Here is a 16206-nt window from a genome sequence, read left to right on the forward strand (position 1 = left end):
CGGTTGCGCCCCCAGTGCAATCATCCCGCGCTGCCAGAATGCCTGTGATTGTCTCCCGCCGACTCCAGGAAGCCAAGGGGTAGGGCAAGTCCCCGTCTTTCGGAGGCTCAGGCGGGTTTGACGAGGCGGGCCCGGTACACCGGCTCTCCCGAGGTGAGATACCGCCGCTCACGCGTCGAGGGCACCTCCTCCGGGTCATACGGATGGAAAACACCGGAACCCAAGGGGTTGTGGAAACCCACGGATTCCAGGATGGAGAGCATGTTGTGGGCGCGGTCCTCGACGTCGGTGCGCATGTCGAAGCGGCCGCCGGGGGCGAGCCTGGTGAGCAGGAGGGCGGCGAAATCCGGCTGCACGACGGCGCGCTTGGCGTGGGCGCGCTTCCACCAGGGGTCGGGGAACTGGAGGTGGATGGCGGAGAGCGAGCCGGCCGCGAAGATGCGGGGGACGGCGAAGCGGGCGTCGGACTCGACGACGCGCAGGTTCTTCATCCCGGCCTTCTGGGCGCGCTCCTGGGTGTCGCGCGCGTACTTCTTGCGCCACTCGAAGGCGACGAAGCGGATGGTGGGGTTGCGGCGGCAGTACTCCAGCGCGTGGCCCCCGGCGCCGGAGCCGATTTCGAGCTCCAGGGGGCCCGGGAAGCCGAACTCGGCGTCCCAGTCCGGAGGGGTCTCCTGGGCGATGAGGTGGAGGCCGACGGGGTCTGGCAGCAAGCGGGGGCGTGGCATGAGGAGGGCGCTCCAACCACGGCCGAGCGGGGTCTGGCCAGGGAAAAACACTGGTATAGGGGAGGGATGAAGGTCTTCCAGTCGGTGGCGGAGGCGGGCCGGGCGCTGATCGGCCGAGCGCTCGCCCTGGGCAACTTCGACGGGGTGCACGTGGGCCACCAGGCCCTCTTCGCGGAGGCGCGCAAGCACGCTTCCCCCGCGGCGTTCACCTTCAACCCCCACCCGGGCAAGGTGCTCCAGCCAGACCTGGCGCCCAAGCTGATTACCTTGCTGCCCCGCCGCCTGGAGCTGCTCGCCGACCTGGGGCTGGAGGCCACGGTGGTGCAGGCCTTCTCGCGTGACTATGCGCGCACGGGGCCCGCGGACTTCGAGGCCACGCTCTTCGACGCGCTCGGCGTGGCGCACGTAGTGGTGGGCAGCGACTTCACCTACGGCGTGGCGCGCGCGGGCAACGTGGAGACGCTGCGCGAGGCGGCGTCCCGGCGGGGCGCGCGCGTCCACGTGGTGACGCCCGTCACGGTGGACGGGGTGGTGGCCTCGTCCTCACGGGTGCGCGAGTACATCCTCGAGGGGCGCGTGTCCGCCGCGTGCCGGCTGTTGGGCCGCCCTTTCGATTTGGACGGCATGGTCGTGGCGGGGGCGGGGCGGGGGAGGACCATCGGCTTTCCCACCGCCAACGTGGACACCCAGAACGAGCTGCGGCCCGCGCCGGGCGTCTATGCCATCCGCGTGCGCTTCCTCACGGGGGAGGGCGTGGGCACCTGGCATGGGGGCGCCGCCAATATCGGCATCAAGCCCACCTTTGGCGGCACCGAGGTCACCATCGAGGCGCACCTGCTGGATTTCGCGGGGGATATCTACGGGCGGGAGCTGCGCGTGCAGTTCCTGGAGCGCCTTCGCCCCGAGCAGCGGTTCGGCTCCGTGGCGGAGCTGACCGGGCAGATCAAGCGCGACGTGGAGGCCGCTCGCACGGTGATTGCGCGGGCCGGGGAGTGACGCACGCACTTTTCCCGTGATTGTTCAACGGGTTGGCGAGTCCGGGCCCCCCAGAGGGCGCCTTGACGGATGTGCGCGGCTCCCCTCTAATTCGCTGTCAGGAACCGTGCCAAAGGTGCTGTGGGGCCCCGAGGCAACGCCCCTGTCTCCCAAGAGCGAGGCGGGCCCCCGCCCGTCTCATCCTTCTGTGCCACAAGGAAGAGGCTTCACGAATGTCCGGTCGATTGGGTGAACTGCTGGTCCGCGAGAATCTCATCTCCGTCCAGCAGCTGCGCAAGGCCCAGGAAGAACAGCAGAAGAGCGGCACGCGCATCGGCACCGCGCTCATCAAGACGGGCGCCATCGAGGAGTCGAAGCTCACCGACTTCCTCTCCAAGCAGTACGGCGTGCCGGCCATCAACCTGAAGGACTTCGACATCGACCCGGACATCATCAAGCTCGTGCCGAAGGAAGTGGCCGAGAAGCACCTGGTGATTCCCGTCAATCGCGCCGGTCCCTCGCTGATCGTCGCCATGTGCGACCCGTCCAACATCTTCGCGGTGGACGACCTGAAGTTCCTCACCGGCTACAACATCGAGACGGTGGTGGCCTCGGAGGTCTCCATCCGCGAGGCCATTGAGCGCTACTACGCGGAGAAGGGCCCCTCGATGGAGGAGATCGTCGGCGACGTCGACGACGAAGTCGAGCTGGCGAAGGAGGAGACGGAGAACATCGACGAGATGGCGAAGGCCGCGGATGACGCGCCCGTCGTCAAGCTGGTGAACCTCATCCTCATGGACGCCATCAAGAAGCGCGCGTCCGATATCCACATCGAACCGTATGAGCGCGACTTCCGCGTCCGCTTCCGGATCGACGGCGTGATGTACGAGGTCATGCGCCCGCCGATGAAGTTGCGCAACGCGATTACGTCGCGTCTGAAGATCATGGCCTCGCTGGACATCTCCGAGCGACGCCTGCCGCAGGACGGCCGCATCAAGATCAAGATTGGCGGCGGCAAGGAGATGGACTTCCGCGTGAGCGTGTGTCCCACGCTCTTCGGCGAGAAGGTCGTGATGCGTCTGCTCGACAAGAGCAACCTGCAGCTGGACATGACGAAGCTGGGCTTCGACGCGGAGCCCCTGGCCTGGTTCAAGGAAGCCATCGACCGTCCCTACGGCATGGTGCTGGTGACGGGCCCCACCGGTTCCGGCAAGACGACGACGCTGTACTCGGCGCTCTCCAGCCTCAACGACGTTGGCACCAACATCTGCACCGCCGAGGACCCGGTCGAATTCAACTTCGCCGGCATCAACCAGGTGCAGATGCATGAAGACATCGGCCTGAACTTCGCCGCGGGCCTGCGCTCGTTCCTCCGCCAGGACCCGGACATCATCATGATTGGTGAGATCCGCGACTTCGAGACGGCGGAAATCGGCGTCAAGGCCGCCCTCACCGGCCACCTGGTGCTCTCCACGCTGCACACCAACGACGCCCCTGGCACGGTGAGCCGTCTGCTCAACATGGGCATCGAGCCGTTCCTCGTGACGGCCTCGCTCAACCTCATCCTCGCCCAGCGTCTGGCGCGCCGCCTGTGCCCCGCCTGCAAGAAGCCGGCGGACAAGGTGGACGAGCAGGCCCTCATCGACGCCGGCATCCCCCCGGACAAGATGGGCACCTTCACCGTGTACGAGAAGGTCGGCTGCCGCGACTGCAATGACCGCGGCTACCGGGGTCGCGTGGCCATCTACGAGGTCATGCCCTTCTGGGACGGCCTCAAGGAGCTGGTCATCAACGGTGGGTCCGCCGCGGAGCTCAAGCAGGAGGCCATCCGTCTGGGCATGAGCAGCCTTCGCATGAGTGGCCTCAAGAAGGTGATGGACGGCTTCACCACTCTGGAAGAAGTGGTCGGCAACACCGCCCCGGACCGGTTCTAGTCACCCCCTCCCCCAGCCTCACCGAAGGACATCCCCACCGTGGCCAACCTGCACCAGCTCCTCAAGGCGATGGTCGAGAAGGGCGCTTCCGACCTCCACGTCACCACCGGCTCGCCGCCGCAATTGCGCGTGGACGGCGAGCTCGTCCCCTTGAAGACGGCGCCGCTGACGCCCGTGGAGACCAAGCAGCTCTGCTACTCCATCCTCACGGACGCCCAGAAGCACAAGTTCGAGGAGGACAACGAGCTGGACCTGTCCTTCGGCGTGAAGGGGCTGTCGCGCTTCCGCGCCAACATCTTCATGCAGCGTGGCGCGGTGGCCGGGGCGTTCCGCACCATTCCCTTCAAGATCCTGACCTTCCAGGAGCTGGGCCTGCCGCCCGTCGTGGCGGAGCTGGTGAAGAAGCCGCGCGGCCTCATCCTGGTGACGGGACCCACGGGCTCGGGCAAGTCCACCACGCTGGCCTCGATGATCGACAAGATCAACACCGAGCGTCATGAGCACATCATGACCATCGAGGACCCCATCGAGTACCTGCACCCGCACAAGAACTGCCTCGTCAATCAGCGCGAGGTGGGTGCGGACACGCGGAACTTCAAGACGGCCCTCAAGTACATCCTGCGTCAGGACCCGGACATCGTGCTGGTGGGCGAGTTGCGCGACCTGGAGACCATCGAGGCCGCGCTCACCATCGCCGAGACGGGCCACATCTGCTACGCGACGCTGCACACCAACAGCGCGGTGCAGACCATCAACCGCGTGCTGGACGTGTTCCCGCCGTACCAGCAGCCGCAGGTGCGCGCCCAGATGTCCTTCGTGCTGGAGGGCGTGATGAGCCAGGCGCTGGTGGCCAAGGCGGGCGCTCCGGGCCGCATCCTCGCCCTGGAGGTCATGATTCCCAACCCCGCCATCCGGAACCTCATCCGCGAGGACAAGGTCCACCAGATCTACTCCTCCATGCAGGTGGGTCAGGCCAAGTACGGCATGCAGACCTTCAATCAGGCCCTGGCGGCGCTGCTCCTGCGCCGGCTCATCACCCAGGACGAGGCCTTCGGTCGCTCCAGCGACCCGGACGAGCTGCGCAACATTCTTTCCACCGGGGGTGGCGGGCTCCCGGGTACCCAGCGACCAGCCGGAGGAGCGACGGGTCGTTAGTTCCTGGTTTCGAGATTCAGCGGTTAGACTCGCGCGGCGTTTGCGGAGGTCGAGCTCATGGCAGCACCGGCAGTCCAGAAGGCAACAGCTTCCAAGAAGAACACCGCCCAGTTCCTCTGGGAGGCGAAGACCAAGAGCGGGGAGACGAAGAAGGGCGAGATGGAGGCCTCGGACAGCGAGGCCGTCAACGCCCGGCTCAAGTCCCTGGGCCTCAATCCCGTCAAGGTGCGCAAGAAGAGCGCGCTGGACGGCGAAATCAGCCTCCCGGGCTTCGGCGGCGTCACGGGCAAGGACATCCTCGTCTTCACGCGTCAGTTCGCGACGATGATCGACGCGGGTCTGCCCCTGGTGCAGTGCTTGGACATCCTCGCCAACCAGATGGACAACCCCGCCTTCAAGAAGGTGGTGCTGGCCATCAAGGCGAAGGTGGAGCAGGGCAGCACCTTCGCGGATGCGCTCAAGGAGCACCCCAAGGTCTTTGACGAGCTCTACATCCAGCTCTGCGCGGCCGGTGAGGTCGGCGGTATCCTCGACACCATCCTCAACCGTCTGGCGGCCTACCGCGAGAAGGCGGAGAAGCTCAAGCGCAAGGTCAAGGGCGCGATGACCTACCCGGCCATCGTCATCCTCGTGGCCATTGGCGTGACGGCGCTGCTGCTGCTCAAGGTGACGCCCGTGTTCGCGGCCATGTTCGCGGACTTCGGCTCGGCGCTGCCCGCTCCCACCCAGTTCGTGGTGGATTTGTCCGCCTGGGCGGAAGCGTACTGGCTGCATGTGATCAGCATCATCACCGCGCTGGTCGTCTCCTTCACCTGGAGCTACAGGCAGCCCAGGGGCCGCAAGTTCTGGGACAAGGTCTTCCTGAAGTTGCCGCTGTTCGGCCCCGTGCTCCGCAAGGTGGCGGTGGCGCGCTTCACGCGCACGCTGGGCACGATGATCTCCTCGGGCGTGCCCATCCTCGACGCGCTCGACGTGACGGCGAAGACGGCCGGTAACCGCACGGTGGAAGAGGCCATCTACTACGTTCGCGGGAAGATCTCCGAAGGCAAGAACATCGCCGGTCCGCTGCTCGAGACGAAGGTGTTCCCGTCCATGGTGGTGCAGATGATTGGCGTCGGTGAAGCGACGGGCGCCATGGACACCATGCTCAACAAGATCGCCGACTTCTACGACGACGAAGTGGACACCGCCGTCAGCGCGCTGACGGCCATGATCGAGCCCCTGTTGATGGTGTTCCTCGGCGGCGTGGTCGGTGGCTTCCTCATCGCCATGTACCTGCCCATCTTCTCCATTGCCGGTGCCATCAAGTAGCTCCGCTGTCGCCAGGGCGCGCGCGGACGAGTCCGAGAGGCTCCGCGCGCGCCTGGTCTGGCTGGTGTTGTTCCGGACGGTGGCGGCGAGCCTGTCGCTCGTCATCACCGTGGGTCGCCTGCTGCTCCAGCCCCTCGAGGAGCCGAGCCGGGCAGACTCGCTCTCGCTCTCCGTCATTGTCGCCGCGTATGTCTCCACGGTGGTGGTGGGCATCCGGCTGCGGCGGGAGAAGGCCGGCCGGCTGGACGCGTGGGTGCAGGTGCTGGGCGACGTCGTCATCGCCACGGGCCTCGTGTTCCTGAGTGGTGGTTCCGACTCCCCGCTGACGTTCCTCTACAGCCTGGCCGTCATCGGCGCCGCAGTGGTGCTGGACTGGCGAGGGGCCCTCTGGGTGGCGGCGGCGGCGGCGCTGTCCTTCGCCGGGCTGGTGGGGGTGCTGCGGCTGTCGGACGTCGCGCCGCTGGGGCCGCTCTTGTCCAGCCGGGGCTTCTTCGTGCTGGGCAGCAATCTGCTCGCGCTGGCGCTCATCGCCGTGTTGGCGGGCTACCTGTCCCGGCAGCTCTCCGCGACGGGCGGCGCGCTGTCCGCGCGAGAGGCGGACCTGCGCAGGTTGGGAGGGCTCCAGCAGCAGATTCTCTCCTCCATGCCGTCGGGGCTCATCACCTGCGATGCCCAGAAGCGCGTTACATACGTCAACGCCGCCGCGCACGGCATCCTTCAGCTGGGGGACATGGTCAGCACCGGTCAGCCGCTGGAGTCGCTGCTCCCCGGAGTGTCGGGGCTCGCGCCCCGCTCGTCGCGCGGCGAGATGGTGGTGGGCACGGACGGGGGGCGTCGTCGCATCATCCTCGGGCTGTCGGTGACGCCGCTGGAGGGCGAGCCGGGGGCGCTGCTCATCGTCTTCCAGGATTTGACGGAGCTGCGGCGGATGGAGGAGGACCTGGAGCGCTCGGACCGGCTCGCGAGCCTGGGGGCGCTCTCCGCGCAGCTGGCGCACGAGCTGCGCAACCCGCTGGCGGCGATGCGGGGCTCCGCGCAGCTGCTGGCGCAGGAGTGCTCGCGGGACGTGGTGGTGCAGAAGCTCACCAACATCCTGGTGCGCGAGTCGGATCGGCTCGGGCGGCTGGTGGAGGACTTCCTGCGCTTCGCGCGTCCTCCGGAGCCCATGCGTCGCGAGGTGTCGCTGGACGCGCTCCTGGCGGAGACGGTGGACATGTTGCGGGCGGACCCCCTGGCGCGGGACGTGCGGGTGGAGGTGTCCGCGCAGGAGCGGCTGACGGCCGCGGTGGATCCGGACCAGCTGCGTCAGGTGCTCATCAACCTGGTGCGCAACGGGTTCCAGGCGGCGGGACCCAGGGGCGAGGTGCGGGTGGGGCTGGCGAGAAGCGAGAAGGAAGCGCAGATTCGGGTGTGGGACTCGGCGGGAAGCATCACCGAGGAGATGATGGGCCATCTGTTCGAGCCTTTCTTCACCACGCGGGACGGAGGCACGGGACTGGGGTTGTCCACCGCGCACTCCATCGTCCGCGCGCATGGCGGCTCCATCCGCGTGCGCTCGGACCCGGCCGAGGGAACGGAGTTCGTCGTGGGGTTGCCGCTGTGACGACCGCGCATGCAGCAGAGAGCGGAGTGAGAGGCCACATTCTCGTCGTGGACGACGAGCTGTCCATGCGGGAGTACCTGGAGCTGTTGCTGCACCGCGAGGGTTACGCGGTGACGAGCGTGCCCGGGGTGAAGCCCGCGTGCGAGGTGCTCGCGCGCGACGGGGTGGACCTGGTCATCTCCGACATGAAGCTGGGGACGGGCAGCGGCCTGGACGTGCTGCGCACGGCGCGGGCGCGCAAGGAGCCTCCGGAAGTCGTGCTGATTACGGCCTACGGGACGCCGTCCGCCGCCGTGGAGGCGATGCGCGAGGGGGCGTACGACTACATCTGCAAGCCCTTCGACAACGAGGAGCTGCGGCTGCTGGTGCAGAAGGCGCTGGAGAAGCGCACGTTGCGGCAGGAGAACATCACGCTGCGCGCGCGGCTGTTGCCCGGGCTGGGCGTGGCGGTGGGGCAGAGCGCGCGGATGCAGGCGGTGTGGTCCCTGGTGGAGAAGGTGGCGCCGGGGCGCAGCACGGTGCTGGTGACGGGGGAGAGCGGCACGGGCAAGGAGCTGGTGGCGCGTGGCATCCACATGCGCGGCAATCGGGCGGCCCAGCCCTTCCTGCCCTTCAACTGCGCGGCGCTCAACGAGGGCACGCTGGAGAGCGAGCTGTTCGGCCACGTGAAGGGGGCCTTCACGGGGGCGTTGCACGAGCGCGCGGGCCTGCTGGTGTCCGCGGGTGAGGGCACGGTGATGCTGGACGAAGTCGGCGAGATGCCGCTGGCCACGCAGGTGAAGCTCCTGCGGGTGCTCCAGGAGCGGAAGGTGAAGCCGGTGGGGAGCGCGGCGGAGGTGCCCTTCCAGGCGCGAGTCATCGCCGCGACGAACCGGCGGCTGGAGACGGAAGTGAAGGCGGGGCGCTTTCGCGAGGACCTCTTCTACCGACTCAATGTGATTACGCTGGAGCTGCCACCCCTGCGCGAGCGCGCGGGCGACATCTCGCTCCTGGCGGGCCACTTCCTGTCGAGGATGGCGGAGGAGCTGGGGCGGCCGGGCCTGCGCTTCGCGCCAGAGACGCTGGCGTTGCTCGAGCGCTACGCGTTCCCCGGCAACGTGCGGCAGCTGCAGAACATGGTGGAGCGCGCGGCCACGCTGTCCGACTCGGACCTGCTGGGGCCGTCCACGCTGCCGCCCGCGGTGCGCGGCGAGGCGGAGCCGGTGGCGCGTCCGGGCGAGGGCGGCGAGCCCCAGTTGAGCGGCGGCTTCAATCTGGAGCGCCACCTGGACGACAGCGAGCGGCGCTACCTGCTGGCGGCGCTGAAGCAGGCGGGTGGGGTGAAGACGCGCGCGGCGGACCTGCTCGGCCTGTCCTTCCGCTCGTTCCGCTACCGGCTGGCGAAGCACGGCCTCACGGACGAACTGGAGGACCCCGCGCCGGTGCGAAGCGGAGAGTGACGCTCCCCTCGCGGGCCCGGAGACCTAGAAGCCGAGCGCCGCCCTGGCGCCGTCCGCGGCCTCCAGGCCCATGCGCCAGTTGGCGTCCTGGCTGTTGTAGGAGAAGCGGCCGCCGCGGCCGATGGAACTCAGGCGCTCGAAGTTGTCGAGGTGCTCCTGGAGGGGCTGGAGGACGCGTTGGAAGCCGGGCTGGTACACCGGATAGCAGCGCGGCAGGCGCACCACGTGGAATCGCCCGACCGGGGCCGGTCCCAGCAGGCCCACGGACTCCAGCTCCTTCCTGGCGAGCGCCGCCATGGCTTCATCGGACTCGCTCCAGAGGGCCTCGTCCTGGGAGCACCAGTACTCCGCGCAGAGGATGGTGGAGCGCTCCGCGCCGTAGAGTCCGGGGACCCAGTTGCGGAAGTTGGTGACGCGGCAGGTCCTGACCGCGCGCGTGTGCATCTCCAGCCAGGACTCGGGGAACAGCCCCGTCTCGTGGACCTCCAGGTACACCAGGAGCGCGCTTCGGAAGGTGAGCACGTCGCGCGCCTCGGTGAGCGCCCGTTGCACCTCGGGGGGCTGGCCTGGAAGCTGTGCCACGAGCGGCACCAGCGGGGCGCTGGAGATGATGTAGTCGTAGGCCCGCGAGCCGTGGGAGGACTTCAGCCCCGTCACGCGGCGGCCCTCGACCTCCAGCGCCTCCACCCGGCTCTCCAGGAACACCTCGCCGCCGTGGTCGCGGACGAACTGGGCCATGCGCTCGTACACCTCTCCGGTGCCGCGCTGGGGGTAGGGGAACTGCTCGGTGACCTGCTTGACGGCGCGTGCCCGGGCGTTGCTCGCGCCCGTGCGCAAGGCGGCGAGCACGGTGTCGACCAGCGAGGCGTCCTTGGCCGCGGCGCCGGACACGCTGGCGTCCACCGCGGAGCAGGGCCGTCCGAAGAACTTCTCGTTGAAGTCTCGGAAGAACTGCTCGTAGACGCGGCGGCCAAAGTGCTGCACCAGCCAGTCCTCGAACGTTCGAACCTCCGGAAGCGGGCGCAGTTGCTGGCGCCCGTAGTCGAGCACGCACCGGATGGATTCGGTGAGGCCCACCTTGCGCACCACATCCACCACCTGGAGCGGGTAGCGCAGCACCTTCCCATCATTCCGGAAGACGCCGGGATGGGACTCGACGGTGGCCCAGTCCTCTCCCACCACGCTCTTCCAGAGCGAGTCGATGCGCGCATCCTGCGTGTGGAAGCGGTGCGGCCCCAGGTCCACCCGCTGGTTCCACAAGTCCAGGGTGCGTGACAGTCCGCCGACGACGCGGCTGCCCTCGTGGACCTCGACCTGGGCCCCGGCCTTCGCCAGGACATAGGCGGCGGTGAGGCCCGCGGGGCCGGCACCCACCACCGCGATGCGGGGACGGGGCGACAGGGGCGAGGGGGCGCTGGAGGCGGAAATGCTCATGGCGAGACGGGGCGCGGGGCGGAGCGGAAGTAGCGGGCGAAGGCGGGGTCCGCGTGTCGCGCGTGGACGTGCTCGGGGCGGTACACGCGCAACGTGTATTCGTAGAGGGGCCCCGCGGCATCCAGCTCCCAGAACCGACTCAGCTTGCCCACCACGAAGTCCAGCAGCGCGCCCGGCGGCTGATAGTACAGCTCGTCGCGCGTGTACTCGGGGTCGTGGAACGTGGTGAGGAAGTTCACCGAGAAGCCCTTCGTGCACAGCGCGTACATGGCGGCCAGCATGCCCTCGACGAAGCCGCGCCAGGCCTCGGGCGTGGCCGAGAGCCGGACGTTGAAGGTCCCCGACAGCGTCAGGTAGTCGTACCGTTCGGGCGGAAGGCTCGCGACGATGTCGCGCGTATGGAAGGTGCCCTGGGGAAACTTGCGCGCGCACGACTCCGTGAACGAGGGATGGACGTCGCTGCCGGAGTAGCGGGCCTCTGGGTGATGGTGCTGGAGGAACTCGCCGAAGTGCCCCATGCCGCACCCCACCTCGTGCACGGAGAAGGGGCCCGACGCGCCTTCGAAGAGTCGGGCCAGCCGGTGGAAGCGCTCGTATTGGGTGGCCTGGTCCCGGTGCGACAGGGCACGTGGGTCGTCTCCGTACTGGTCCAGGAGCGCGCCGTAGAAGGCGCGCTGCTCTTCAGCGATGTCCATGGAGGGTCTCCTGTCGCGCGGGCTCGGCCCGTGGCTCCGCGACGGCCAGCCTGGAGGTGCTTGTCGCCTGCCGCACCACCGCCTGGGGCTTCTGATTGATTTGGAGGAAGATGCGCGCCACGTACTCGGAGAGGATGCCCACGCCGAGCAACGTCACGCCCGAGGAGAACAGCACCGCCACGGCCAGCGAGGCCCAGCCAGGCACGGTGATGGTCCCGGTGATGCGCGAGAAGACCACCACTCCGCCCGCGATGGCGGACAGCACGGACAAGAGGAAGCCGCCGACGGAGGCGAGCCGGAGGGGGAAGGTGGCGTAGTTGAAGAGCAGGTTGAAGAACACCGTCACCAGGCGGCCCAGCGTGTACGAGCTGCGCAGCCCCTCGGGGTGCTCGTGGCGCACCTCGGCGGCGGTGATGCGGTCGGTGACCCAGGACAGGTAGATGTCGAGGATGATGTCGTGCCGCTCGCTGCGGGCGACCTCGGCGGCGACGCGCCCGGAGATGAGCCGGAAGGCGGAGATGTCGAAGGCCACCCGCATCACCCTGCGAGGGATGACCATGATGAGGCGCGAGGCCAGCGAGCGCCACCCGGGGCCCTGCCTCACGCGGGGCAGACCGTAGACGACGTCCGCGTCGGCCTGCTCGGCGCGGGCCAGCAGCGCGCCAATCTCCTCGGGCGGGTTCTGCAGGTCCTCGTCGAGCGTCACGACCCAGCGCCCACGGGCATGCCGGAAGCCGCACACCGTGGCGTTGTGTTGCCCGAAGTTGCGCATCAGCCGCACGCCCACGATGTGCTCATCCCCCTGCGCCAGCTTCTCGATGACGGCCCACAGCGCGGGCCTGGCGCTGTCGTCGACCAGGATGATTTCGAAGGGGGTGTGGCGGGCCTCCAACGTGCGGACCAGCCGCGCGCACAGCTCGGGGAGCGAGGACTCCCCACGGAAGCAGGGGACGACCACGGAGATGTCGACGACGGGTGGGCTCATGCGAAGGGGGGCGGGCGGGGGAGCCCAACGCTCGCGAATCCTACCGCGTTCCCTGGACCTGTCGCGCGGCGGAGTGCGCTCGCCTGGTCGCCGCGAGTCCCTGGGGCACCCCGAGCACGGTGTCCTCCGGGCGGGCGGGGGAGCCCCTCCGAGGCTCGAGCGGCTCCCGGAGCCCGGGAGGGTGCTGTAGCCTGGAGGCCCTCCCGCCTGCTTCATCGTGACGCCATGACCATTCCCTTCAATCGGCTGCAGATGCTCGGAGACGAGGCGAAGTACATCGAGCAGGCGCTGGCCAACAGCCACCTCATGGGAGATGGGGGGTTCACGCGCAAGTGCCATGCGCTGCTGGAGGAGCTGCTGGGCGTGAGGCGGGCGCTGCTGACCACGTCCTGCACCCACGCGCTGGAGATGGCCGGACTGCTGCTCGATTTGCAGCCGGGGGACGAGGTCATCGTCCCGTCCTTCACCTTCGTCTCCACCGCGAACGCCTTCGCGTTGCGGGGCGCGCGTCCCGTCTTCGCGGACGTGCGGCCCGACACGCTGAACCTGGATGAGCGCAAGCTGGAGGCGCTCATCACCGAGCGCACGCGCCTCATCGTCCCCGTCCACTACGCGGGCGTGGGCTGTGAGATGGACGCCATCATGGACATCGCCACGCGCCGAGGCGTGGCCGTGGTGGAGGACAACGCGCATGGCCTCTTTGGCCACTACCGGGGACGGGCCCTGGGCACCTTCGGGACCTTCTCCACGCTCAGCTTCCACGAGACGAAGAACGTGAGCTGTGGAGAGGGTGGGGCGCTGCTCATCAACGACGCGCACCATGCCGAGCGGGCGGAAATCATCCGCGAGAAGGGCACCAACCGCAGCCGTTTCTTCCGCGGCATGGTGGACAAGTACACGTGGGTGGACATCGGCTCCAGCTACGTCATGTCGGACTTGCTGGCGGCCTTCCTCTACGGGCAGCTGCGCGAGCATGAGCGCATCCAGGCGCGTCGCCGGGCGCTCTGGGACACGTACCACCGGGAGCTCTCCGCCTGGGCGACAGCCCAGGGCGTGGCCCAGCCCCACGTGCCCGCGCACTGCGAGCAGGCCTATCACATGTATTACCTGCTGATGCCGTCGCTGGAGGCCCGCACGCGCTTCATCCAGCAACTGCGTCAGCAGGGCATCAACGCCGTGTTCCACTACCTGCCGCTGCACAGCTCGGAGATGGGCCGGAAGTTTGGCGGAGAGGTGGGCGCCTGCCCGGTGACGGAGGACGTCAGCGACCGGCTGGTGCGGCTGCCGTTCTACAGCACGATGACGGAAGCGGAGCAGTCCACGGTGCTCTCCGCCGTGAGGGATTTTCGGTGCTAGCGGCCCGGCACTCCGTCGCCATCATCCAGTCCAACTACCTGCCCTGGAAGGGCTACTTCGACATCATTCACGATGTGGACACGTTCATCTTCTACGATGACGTGCAGTACACGCACCGCGACTGGCGCAACCGCAATCGCGTGAAGACGGCCCAGGGGCCGGTGTGGCTCACGGTGCCGGTGGGCTCCAGCACGGACCGGCTCATCTGCGACGTGCGAATCGAAGAGGGCACGTGGGCGCGCAAGCATTGGGAGACGCTGCGACACCAGTACGGCCGCGCGCCCCACTTCGAGCGCTATGCGCCGCTCTTGCGTGAGGTGTACCTGGAGCGGACGTGGACGCACCTGTCGGAGCTGAACCAGTTCCTGGTGCGCCGAATCGCCGAGGAGTGTCTGGGCATCCAGGTGCGCTTTCGCGACTCGCGCGAATGGACGCTCACCGGCGCGAAGCGGGAGCGGATCCTCGACCTGCTGCGGCACGCGGGCGCCACGCACTATGTTTCGGGCCCCGCGGCTCGCGACTACCTTCGACAGGAGGATTTCGACGCCGCGGGAATCCAGCTCACCTACAAGGACTACGCGGGGTACCCCACGTACCCCCAGCCCCATCCACCCTTCGAGCACGCGGTGACGGTGCTGGATGTGCTCTTCCACCTGGGGCCGGAAGCACCCGAGGCCATCTGGGGCTGGCGCCAGCGGGCTCGCTGAGGGGCTGCCTGCCCCCTGTTCGTCCTCGCGTCCGTGCTTGCGGCTTTGCCCGGCGCGCGAGGGGTGTGCTACCCCACGAGAGCGATGACTTCGGCTCGTGGCAGTACGGGATGGAACGCGGTGGCCCAGGGCGCCCTGGGGTGTTTTCTGGTGGCGGCCTTCTTCGGGTTGAAAGAGACCGCACCCGGGCTGACCGTCTCCTTCCGCATGCCCTTCAGCGCCAGCTCTTCCGGAGAGCTGTACCAGTGGCTGGGCCACGCGCTGTTGCTGGTGCCGGGAGGTGTCCTGCTGGGGCTGTCGCTCGTGCATGGGCTGTCGGCGCCAGCGGTCCGGATGTGGCGCCGACTGGAGGCGCTGAGCGCGCAGGAGCGGCGCGCTGGAGCCGTGTTGGTGGCGGTGGTGGCCTTCCTGCTCGCACGAGTCGGGCGCTTCGTGTTCCTGCTGGACCGTCCCATCACGGATGACGAGCAGGCGGCCCGCTTCGGTGGGCAGGTGCTCGCCAGCGGCAGGTTCCTGGTGAAGCTGACGGACCCGTTGGAGTCCTTCCCCACCATCTTCCTCTACGTGCGGGACGGCATGGGCTCCAGCTTCGAGTGGCTCGGGCTGCAGGTGGCGTGGGCGTTGGGGGAGCTGACGGGGACGGGCTCGCTCGTCTTCTCGCTGGCGGCGGCGGTGCCCGCGGTGGTGGTCGCCTGGGTGGCCACCCGGCGGCTGGGCCCGGCGTGGGGTGGGGTGGCCGCGCTGCTGGTGCTGCTGTCACCGATGTCCGCGCTGCTGTCGATGACCGCTCATGCGCACCTGCTGTCCCGCGCGGCCTTGTCGGTGGCGGTGGTGTGCTTCCTCCAGGCGGAGGAGAAGGGCGGGCGTTGGTGGACGTGGCTGGGGCTGGTGAGTGGTGTCTCCTTCCTGTGCCGGCCGTTCGAGACCCTCTTCTTCCTGGCGCCGTTCTACCTCTGGGTGCTCTGGCGGCTGGTGCGCCGGGAGCTGCCCGTGGGAGCGTGCCTGGGAGGGCTGGTGCTGGGCTGGTTGCCGGCGGTGGTGGCCTTCCTCGCCTTCAACCATGCGGTGACGGGGGACGCGTTGCTCCCCGCGCGCGTGTCCATGTACACCTTCCCGGCGAAGCTCTCCGCGCATGACGCCTCGATGCTGGAGCGCTTCGGCGCGAACACCAGCTACAACGCGTTGATGCTCGCGGTGTGGTTCCTCGGGCCGGTGGGGGTGCTCCTCGTGGGAGTCGGGGCGTCGTGGGACCGGCTGACGAAGCTGTTGCTCCTGTCGGTGCTGGCGCTGCTGGGGCTGGGGCTCTTCCACGACAACCACGGCATCCACTCGGTGGGTCCCATTCACTATTCGGAATGCGCGCCGGCGCTGGCGCTGGTGGCCGTGCATGGGCTGCGGAGGCTGGTGGATGTGGCCCGCCGGGCCGAGCTGCCGTCCGCGACAGTCATGGCGGGAGTGCTCGGTTCCCTGGTGGTCGGACTGGGCATCTTCGACATGCGCAACGCGCTGGCCCTGCGAGAGCAAGCCCTCATCCACGAGTCGATGGAGGCGTACCTGAATGACGCGAGGCTGGGGCGCGCGGTGGTGCTGGCGCCTCAGTACGCCGTGGCCTGGAATCAAGTGCCCGCGTTCCGGAAGGTGGGGAGCTTCGTCCTGGAGTGGCCGCCTCCGCACCCGGGCTACGAGGAGGACCTCATCGTCCTGCACGATGGGCCGGGCTTCGCGGAGAAGCTGCGACCGCGGTTCCCGGATCGCCGCTTCTTCCGAATGGTGCCCGGCAAGGCCCCGGACCCCTTCCGGCTGGAGCCCCTGGACGTCGGTGGCGCGCCTCCTCCCGCCTTGCCCGCGCCCACCGCGGAAACGGGCGGACGTTGATGCGCGTCA

13 protein-coding genes are annotated in these 16206 nt (G+C 68.5%); 9 read left to right on the forward strand and 4 right to left on the reverse strand.

The features are described 5' to 3' along the window. Positions 1-107 precede the first annotated feature (107 nt). Complete coding sequence (locus HUA74_RS00620; protein ID WP_141649419.1) at positions 108-728, reverse strand: tRNA (guanosine(46)-N(7))-methyltransferase TrmB; 621 nt, start codon at positions 726-728, stop codon at positions 108-110. Positions 729-794: 66 nt separating this feature from the next. Between HUA74_RS00620 and HUA74_RS00625 the strand changes: the two genes are divergently transcribed. The 6 genes from HUA74_RS00625 to HUA74_RS00650 all read left to right on the forward strand — a co-directional run bounded on the left by HUA74_RS00625 (position 795) and on the right by HUA74_RS00650 (position 9145). After that, positions 795-1724 (forward strand): bifunctional riboflavin kinase/FAD synthetase, encoded by a 930-nt coding sequence (locus HUA74_RS00625; protein WP_174453010.1) that lies wholly within the window; start codon positions 795-797, stop codon positions 1722-1724. Between the two features lie 212 nt (positions 1725-1936). Further along, complete coding sequence (gene pilB / locus HUA74_RS00630; protein ID WP_141648911.1) at positions 1937-3637, forward strand: type IV-A pilus assembly ATPase PilB; 1701 nt, start codon at positions 1937-1939, stop codon at positions 3635-3637. Positions 3638-3676: 39 nt separating this feature from the next. After that, on the forward strand, positions 3677-4792 hold the full coding sequence (locus HUA74_RS00635) for a type IV pilus twitching motility protein PilT (protein ID WP_141648910.1): 1116 nt from the start codon (positions 3677-3679) through the stop codon (positions 4790-4792). Positions 4793-4849: 57 nt separating this feature from the next. Beyond that, positions 4850-6103, forward strand: coding sequence for a type II secretion system F family protein (locus HUA74_RS00640; RefSeq protein ID WP_174453011.1), 1254 nt, complete (start codon positions 4850-4852; stop codon positions 6101-6103). A 61-nt stretch (positions 6104-6164) separates the two neighbouring features. Then, on the forward strand, positions 6165-7706 hold the full coding sequence (locus tag HUA74_RS00645) for a nitrogen regulation protein NR(II) (RefSeq protein ID WP_174453644.1): 1542 nt from the start codon (positions 6165-6167) through the stop codon (positions 7704-7706). A 26-nt stretch (positions 7707-7732) separates the two neighbouring features. Beyond that, a complete protein-coding gene (locus HUA74_RS00650) occupies positions 7733-9145 on the forward strand; it encodes a sigma-54 dependent transcriptional regulator (protein WP_281291621.1) in 1413 nt (470 codons plus the stop codon). A gap of 24 nt (positions 9146-9169) precedes the next feature. Here HUA74_RS00650 and HUA74_RS00655 read toward each other — a convergent pair whose 3' ends face one another. The 3 genes from HUA74_RS00655 to HUA74_RS00665 are packed head-to-tail and all read right to left on the reverse strand — an operon-like array spanning position 9170 to position 12259. Then, complete coding sequence (locus HUA74_RS00655; protein ID WP_174453012.1) at positions 9170-10579, reverse strand: FAD-dependent oxidoreductase; 1410 nt, start codon at positions 10577-10579, stop codon at positions 9170-9172. Further along, positions 10576-11274 (reverse strand): class I SAM-dependent methyltransferase, encoded by a 699-nt coding sequence (locus tag HUA74_RS00660; protein WP_174453013.1) that lies wholly within the window; start codon positions 11272-11274, stop codon positions 10576-10578. Before HUA74_RS00660 ends, HUA74_RS00655 begins: the two co-directional genes overlap by 4 nt. Then, entirely contained in the window at positions 11261-12259 is a 999-nt protein-coding gene (locus HUA74_RS00665) for a glycosyltransferase family 2 protein (protein WP_174453014.1), read from the reverse strand. Before HUA74_RS00665 ends, HUA74_RS00660 begins: the two co-directional genes overlap by 14 nt. A 225-nt stretch (positions 12260-12484) precedes the next feature. Here HUA74_RS00665 and rffA point away from each other — a divergent pair, with 225 nt between their 5' ends. The 3 genes from rffA to HUA74_RS00680 all read left to right on the forward strand — a co-directional run bounded on the left by rffA (position 12485) and on the right by HUA74_RS00680 (position 16197). Next, positions 12485-13615 carry a dTDP-4-amino-4,6-dideoxygalactose transaminase gene (gene rffA, locus HUA74_RS00670; RefSeq protein ID WP_174453015.1) on the forward strand — a complete coding sequence of 377 codons (1131 nt, stop codon included), beginning with the start codon at positions 12485-12487 and terminating at the stop codon, positions 13613-13615. Beyond that, entirely contained in the window at positions 13609-14322 is a 714-nt protein-coding gene (locus HUA74_RS00675; RefSeq protein ID WP_141642897.1) for a WbqC family protein, read from the forward strand. Before rffA ends, HUA74_RS00675 begins: the two co-directional genes overlap by 7 nt. Positions 14323-14406: 84 nt before the next feature. Further along, a complete protein-coding gene (locus HUA74_RS00680; protein ID WP_174453016.1) occupies positions 14407-16197 on the forward strand; it encodes a glycosyltransferase family 39 protein in 1791 nt (596 codons plus the stop codon). Positions 16198-16206: the final 9 nt, after the last annotated feature.

Source organism: Myxococcus sp. CA051A (genome assembly GCF_013336705.1).
GTDB classification, from domain to species: Bacteria; Myxococcota; Myxococcia; order Myxococcales; family Myxococcaceae; genus Myxococcus; species Myxococcus llanfairpwllgwyngyllgogerychwyrndrobwllllantysiliogogogochensis.

Coding starts and splice junctions, on each gene's coding strand:
- HUA74_RS00620 (WP_141649419.1), bottom strand. CDS start 728: ATGCCACGCCCCCGCTTGCTGCCAGACCCCGTCGGCCTCCACCTCATC.
- HUA74_RS00665 (WP_174453014.1), bottom strand. CDS start 12,259: ATGAGCCCACCCGTCGTCGACATCTCCGTGGTCGTCCCCTGCTTCCGT.
- HUA74_RS00625 (WP_174453010.1), top strand. CDS start 795: ATGAAGGTCTTCCAGTCGGTGGCGGAGGCGGGCCGGGCGCTGATCGGC.
- HUA74_RS00680 (WP_174453016.1), top strand. CDS start 14,407: ATGACTTCGGCTCGTGGCAGTACGGGATGGAACGCGGTGGCCCAGGGC.
- HUA74_RS00660 (WP_174453013.1), bottom strand. CDS start 11,274: ATGGACATCGCTGAAGAGCAGCGCGCCTTCTACGGCGCGCTCCTGGAC.
- pilB (WP_141648911.1), top strand. CDS start 1,937: ATGTCCGGTCGATTGGGTGAACTGCTGGTCCGCGAGAATCTCATCTCC.
- HUA74_RS00640 (WP_174453011.1), top strand. CDS start 4,850: ATGGCAGCACCGGCAGTCCAGAAGGCAACAGCTTCCAAGAAGAACACC.
- HUA74_RS00655 (WP_174453012.1), bottom strand. CDS start 10,579: ATGAGCATTTCCGCCTCCAGCGCCCCCTCGCCCCTGTCGCCCCGTCCC.
- rffA (WP_174453015.1), top strand. CDS start 12,485: ATGACCATTCCCTTCAATCGGCTGCAGATGCTCGGAGACGAGGCGAAG.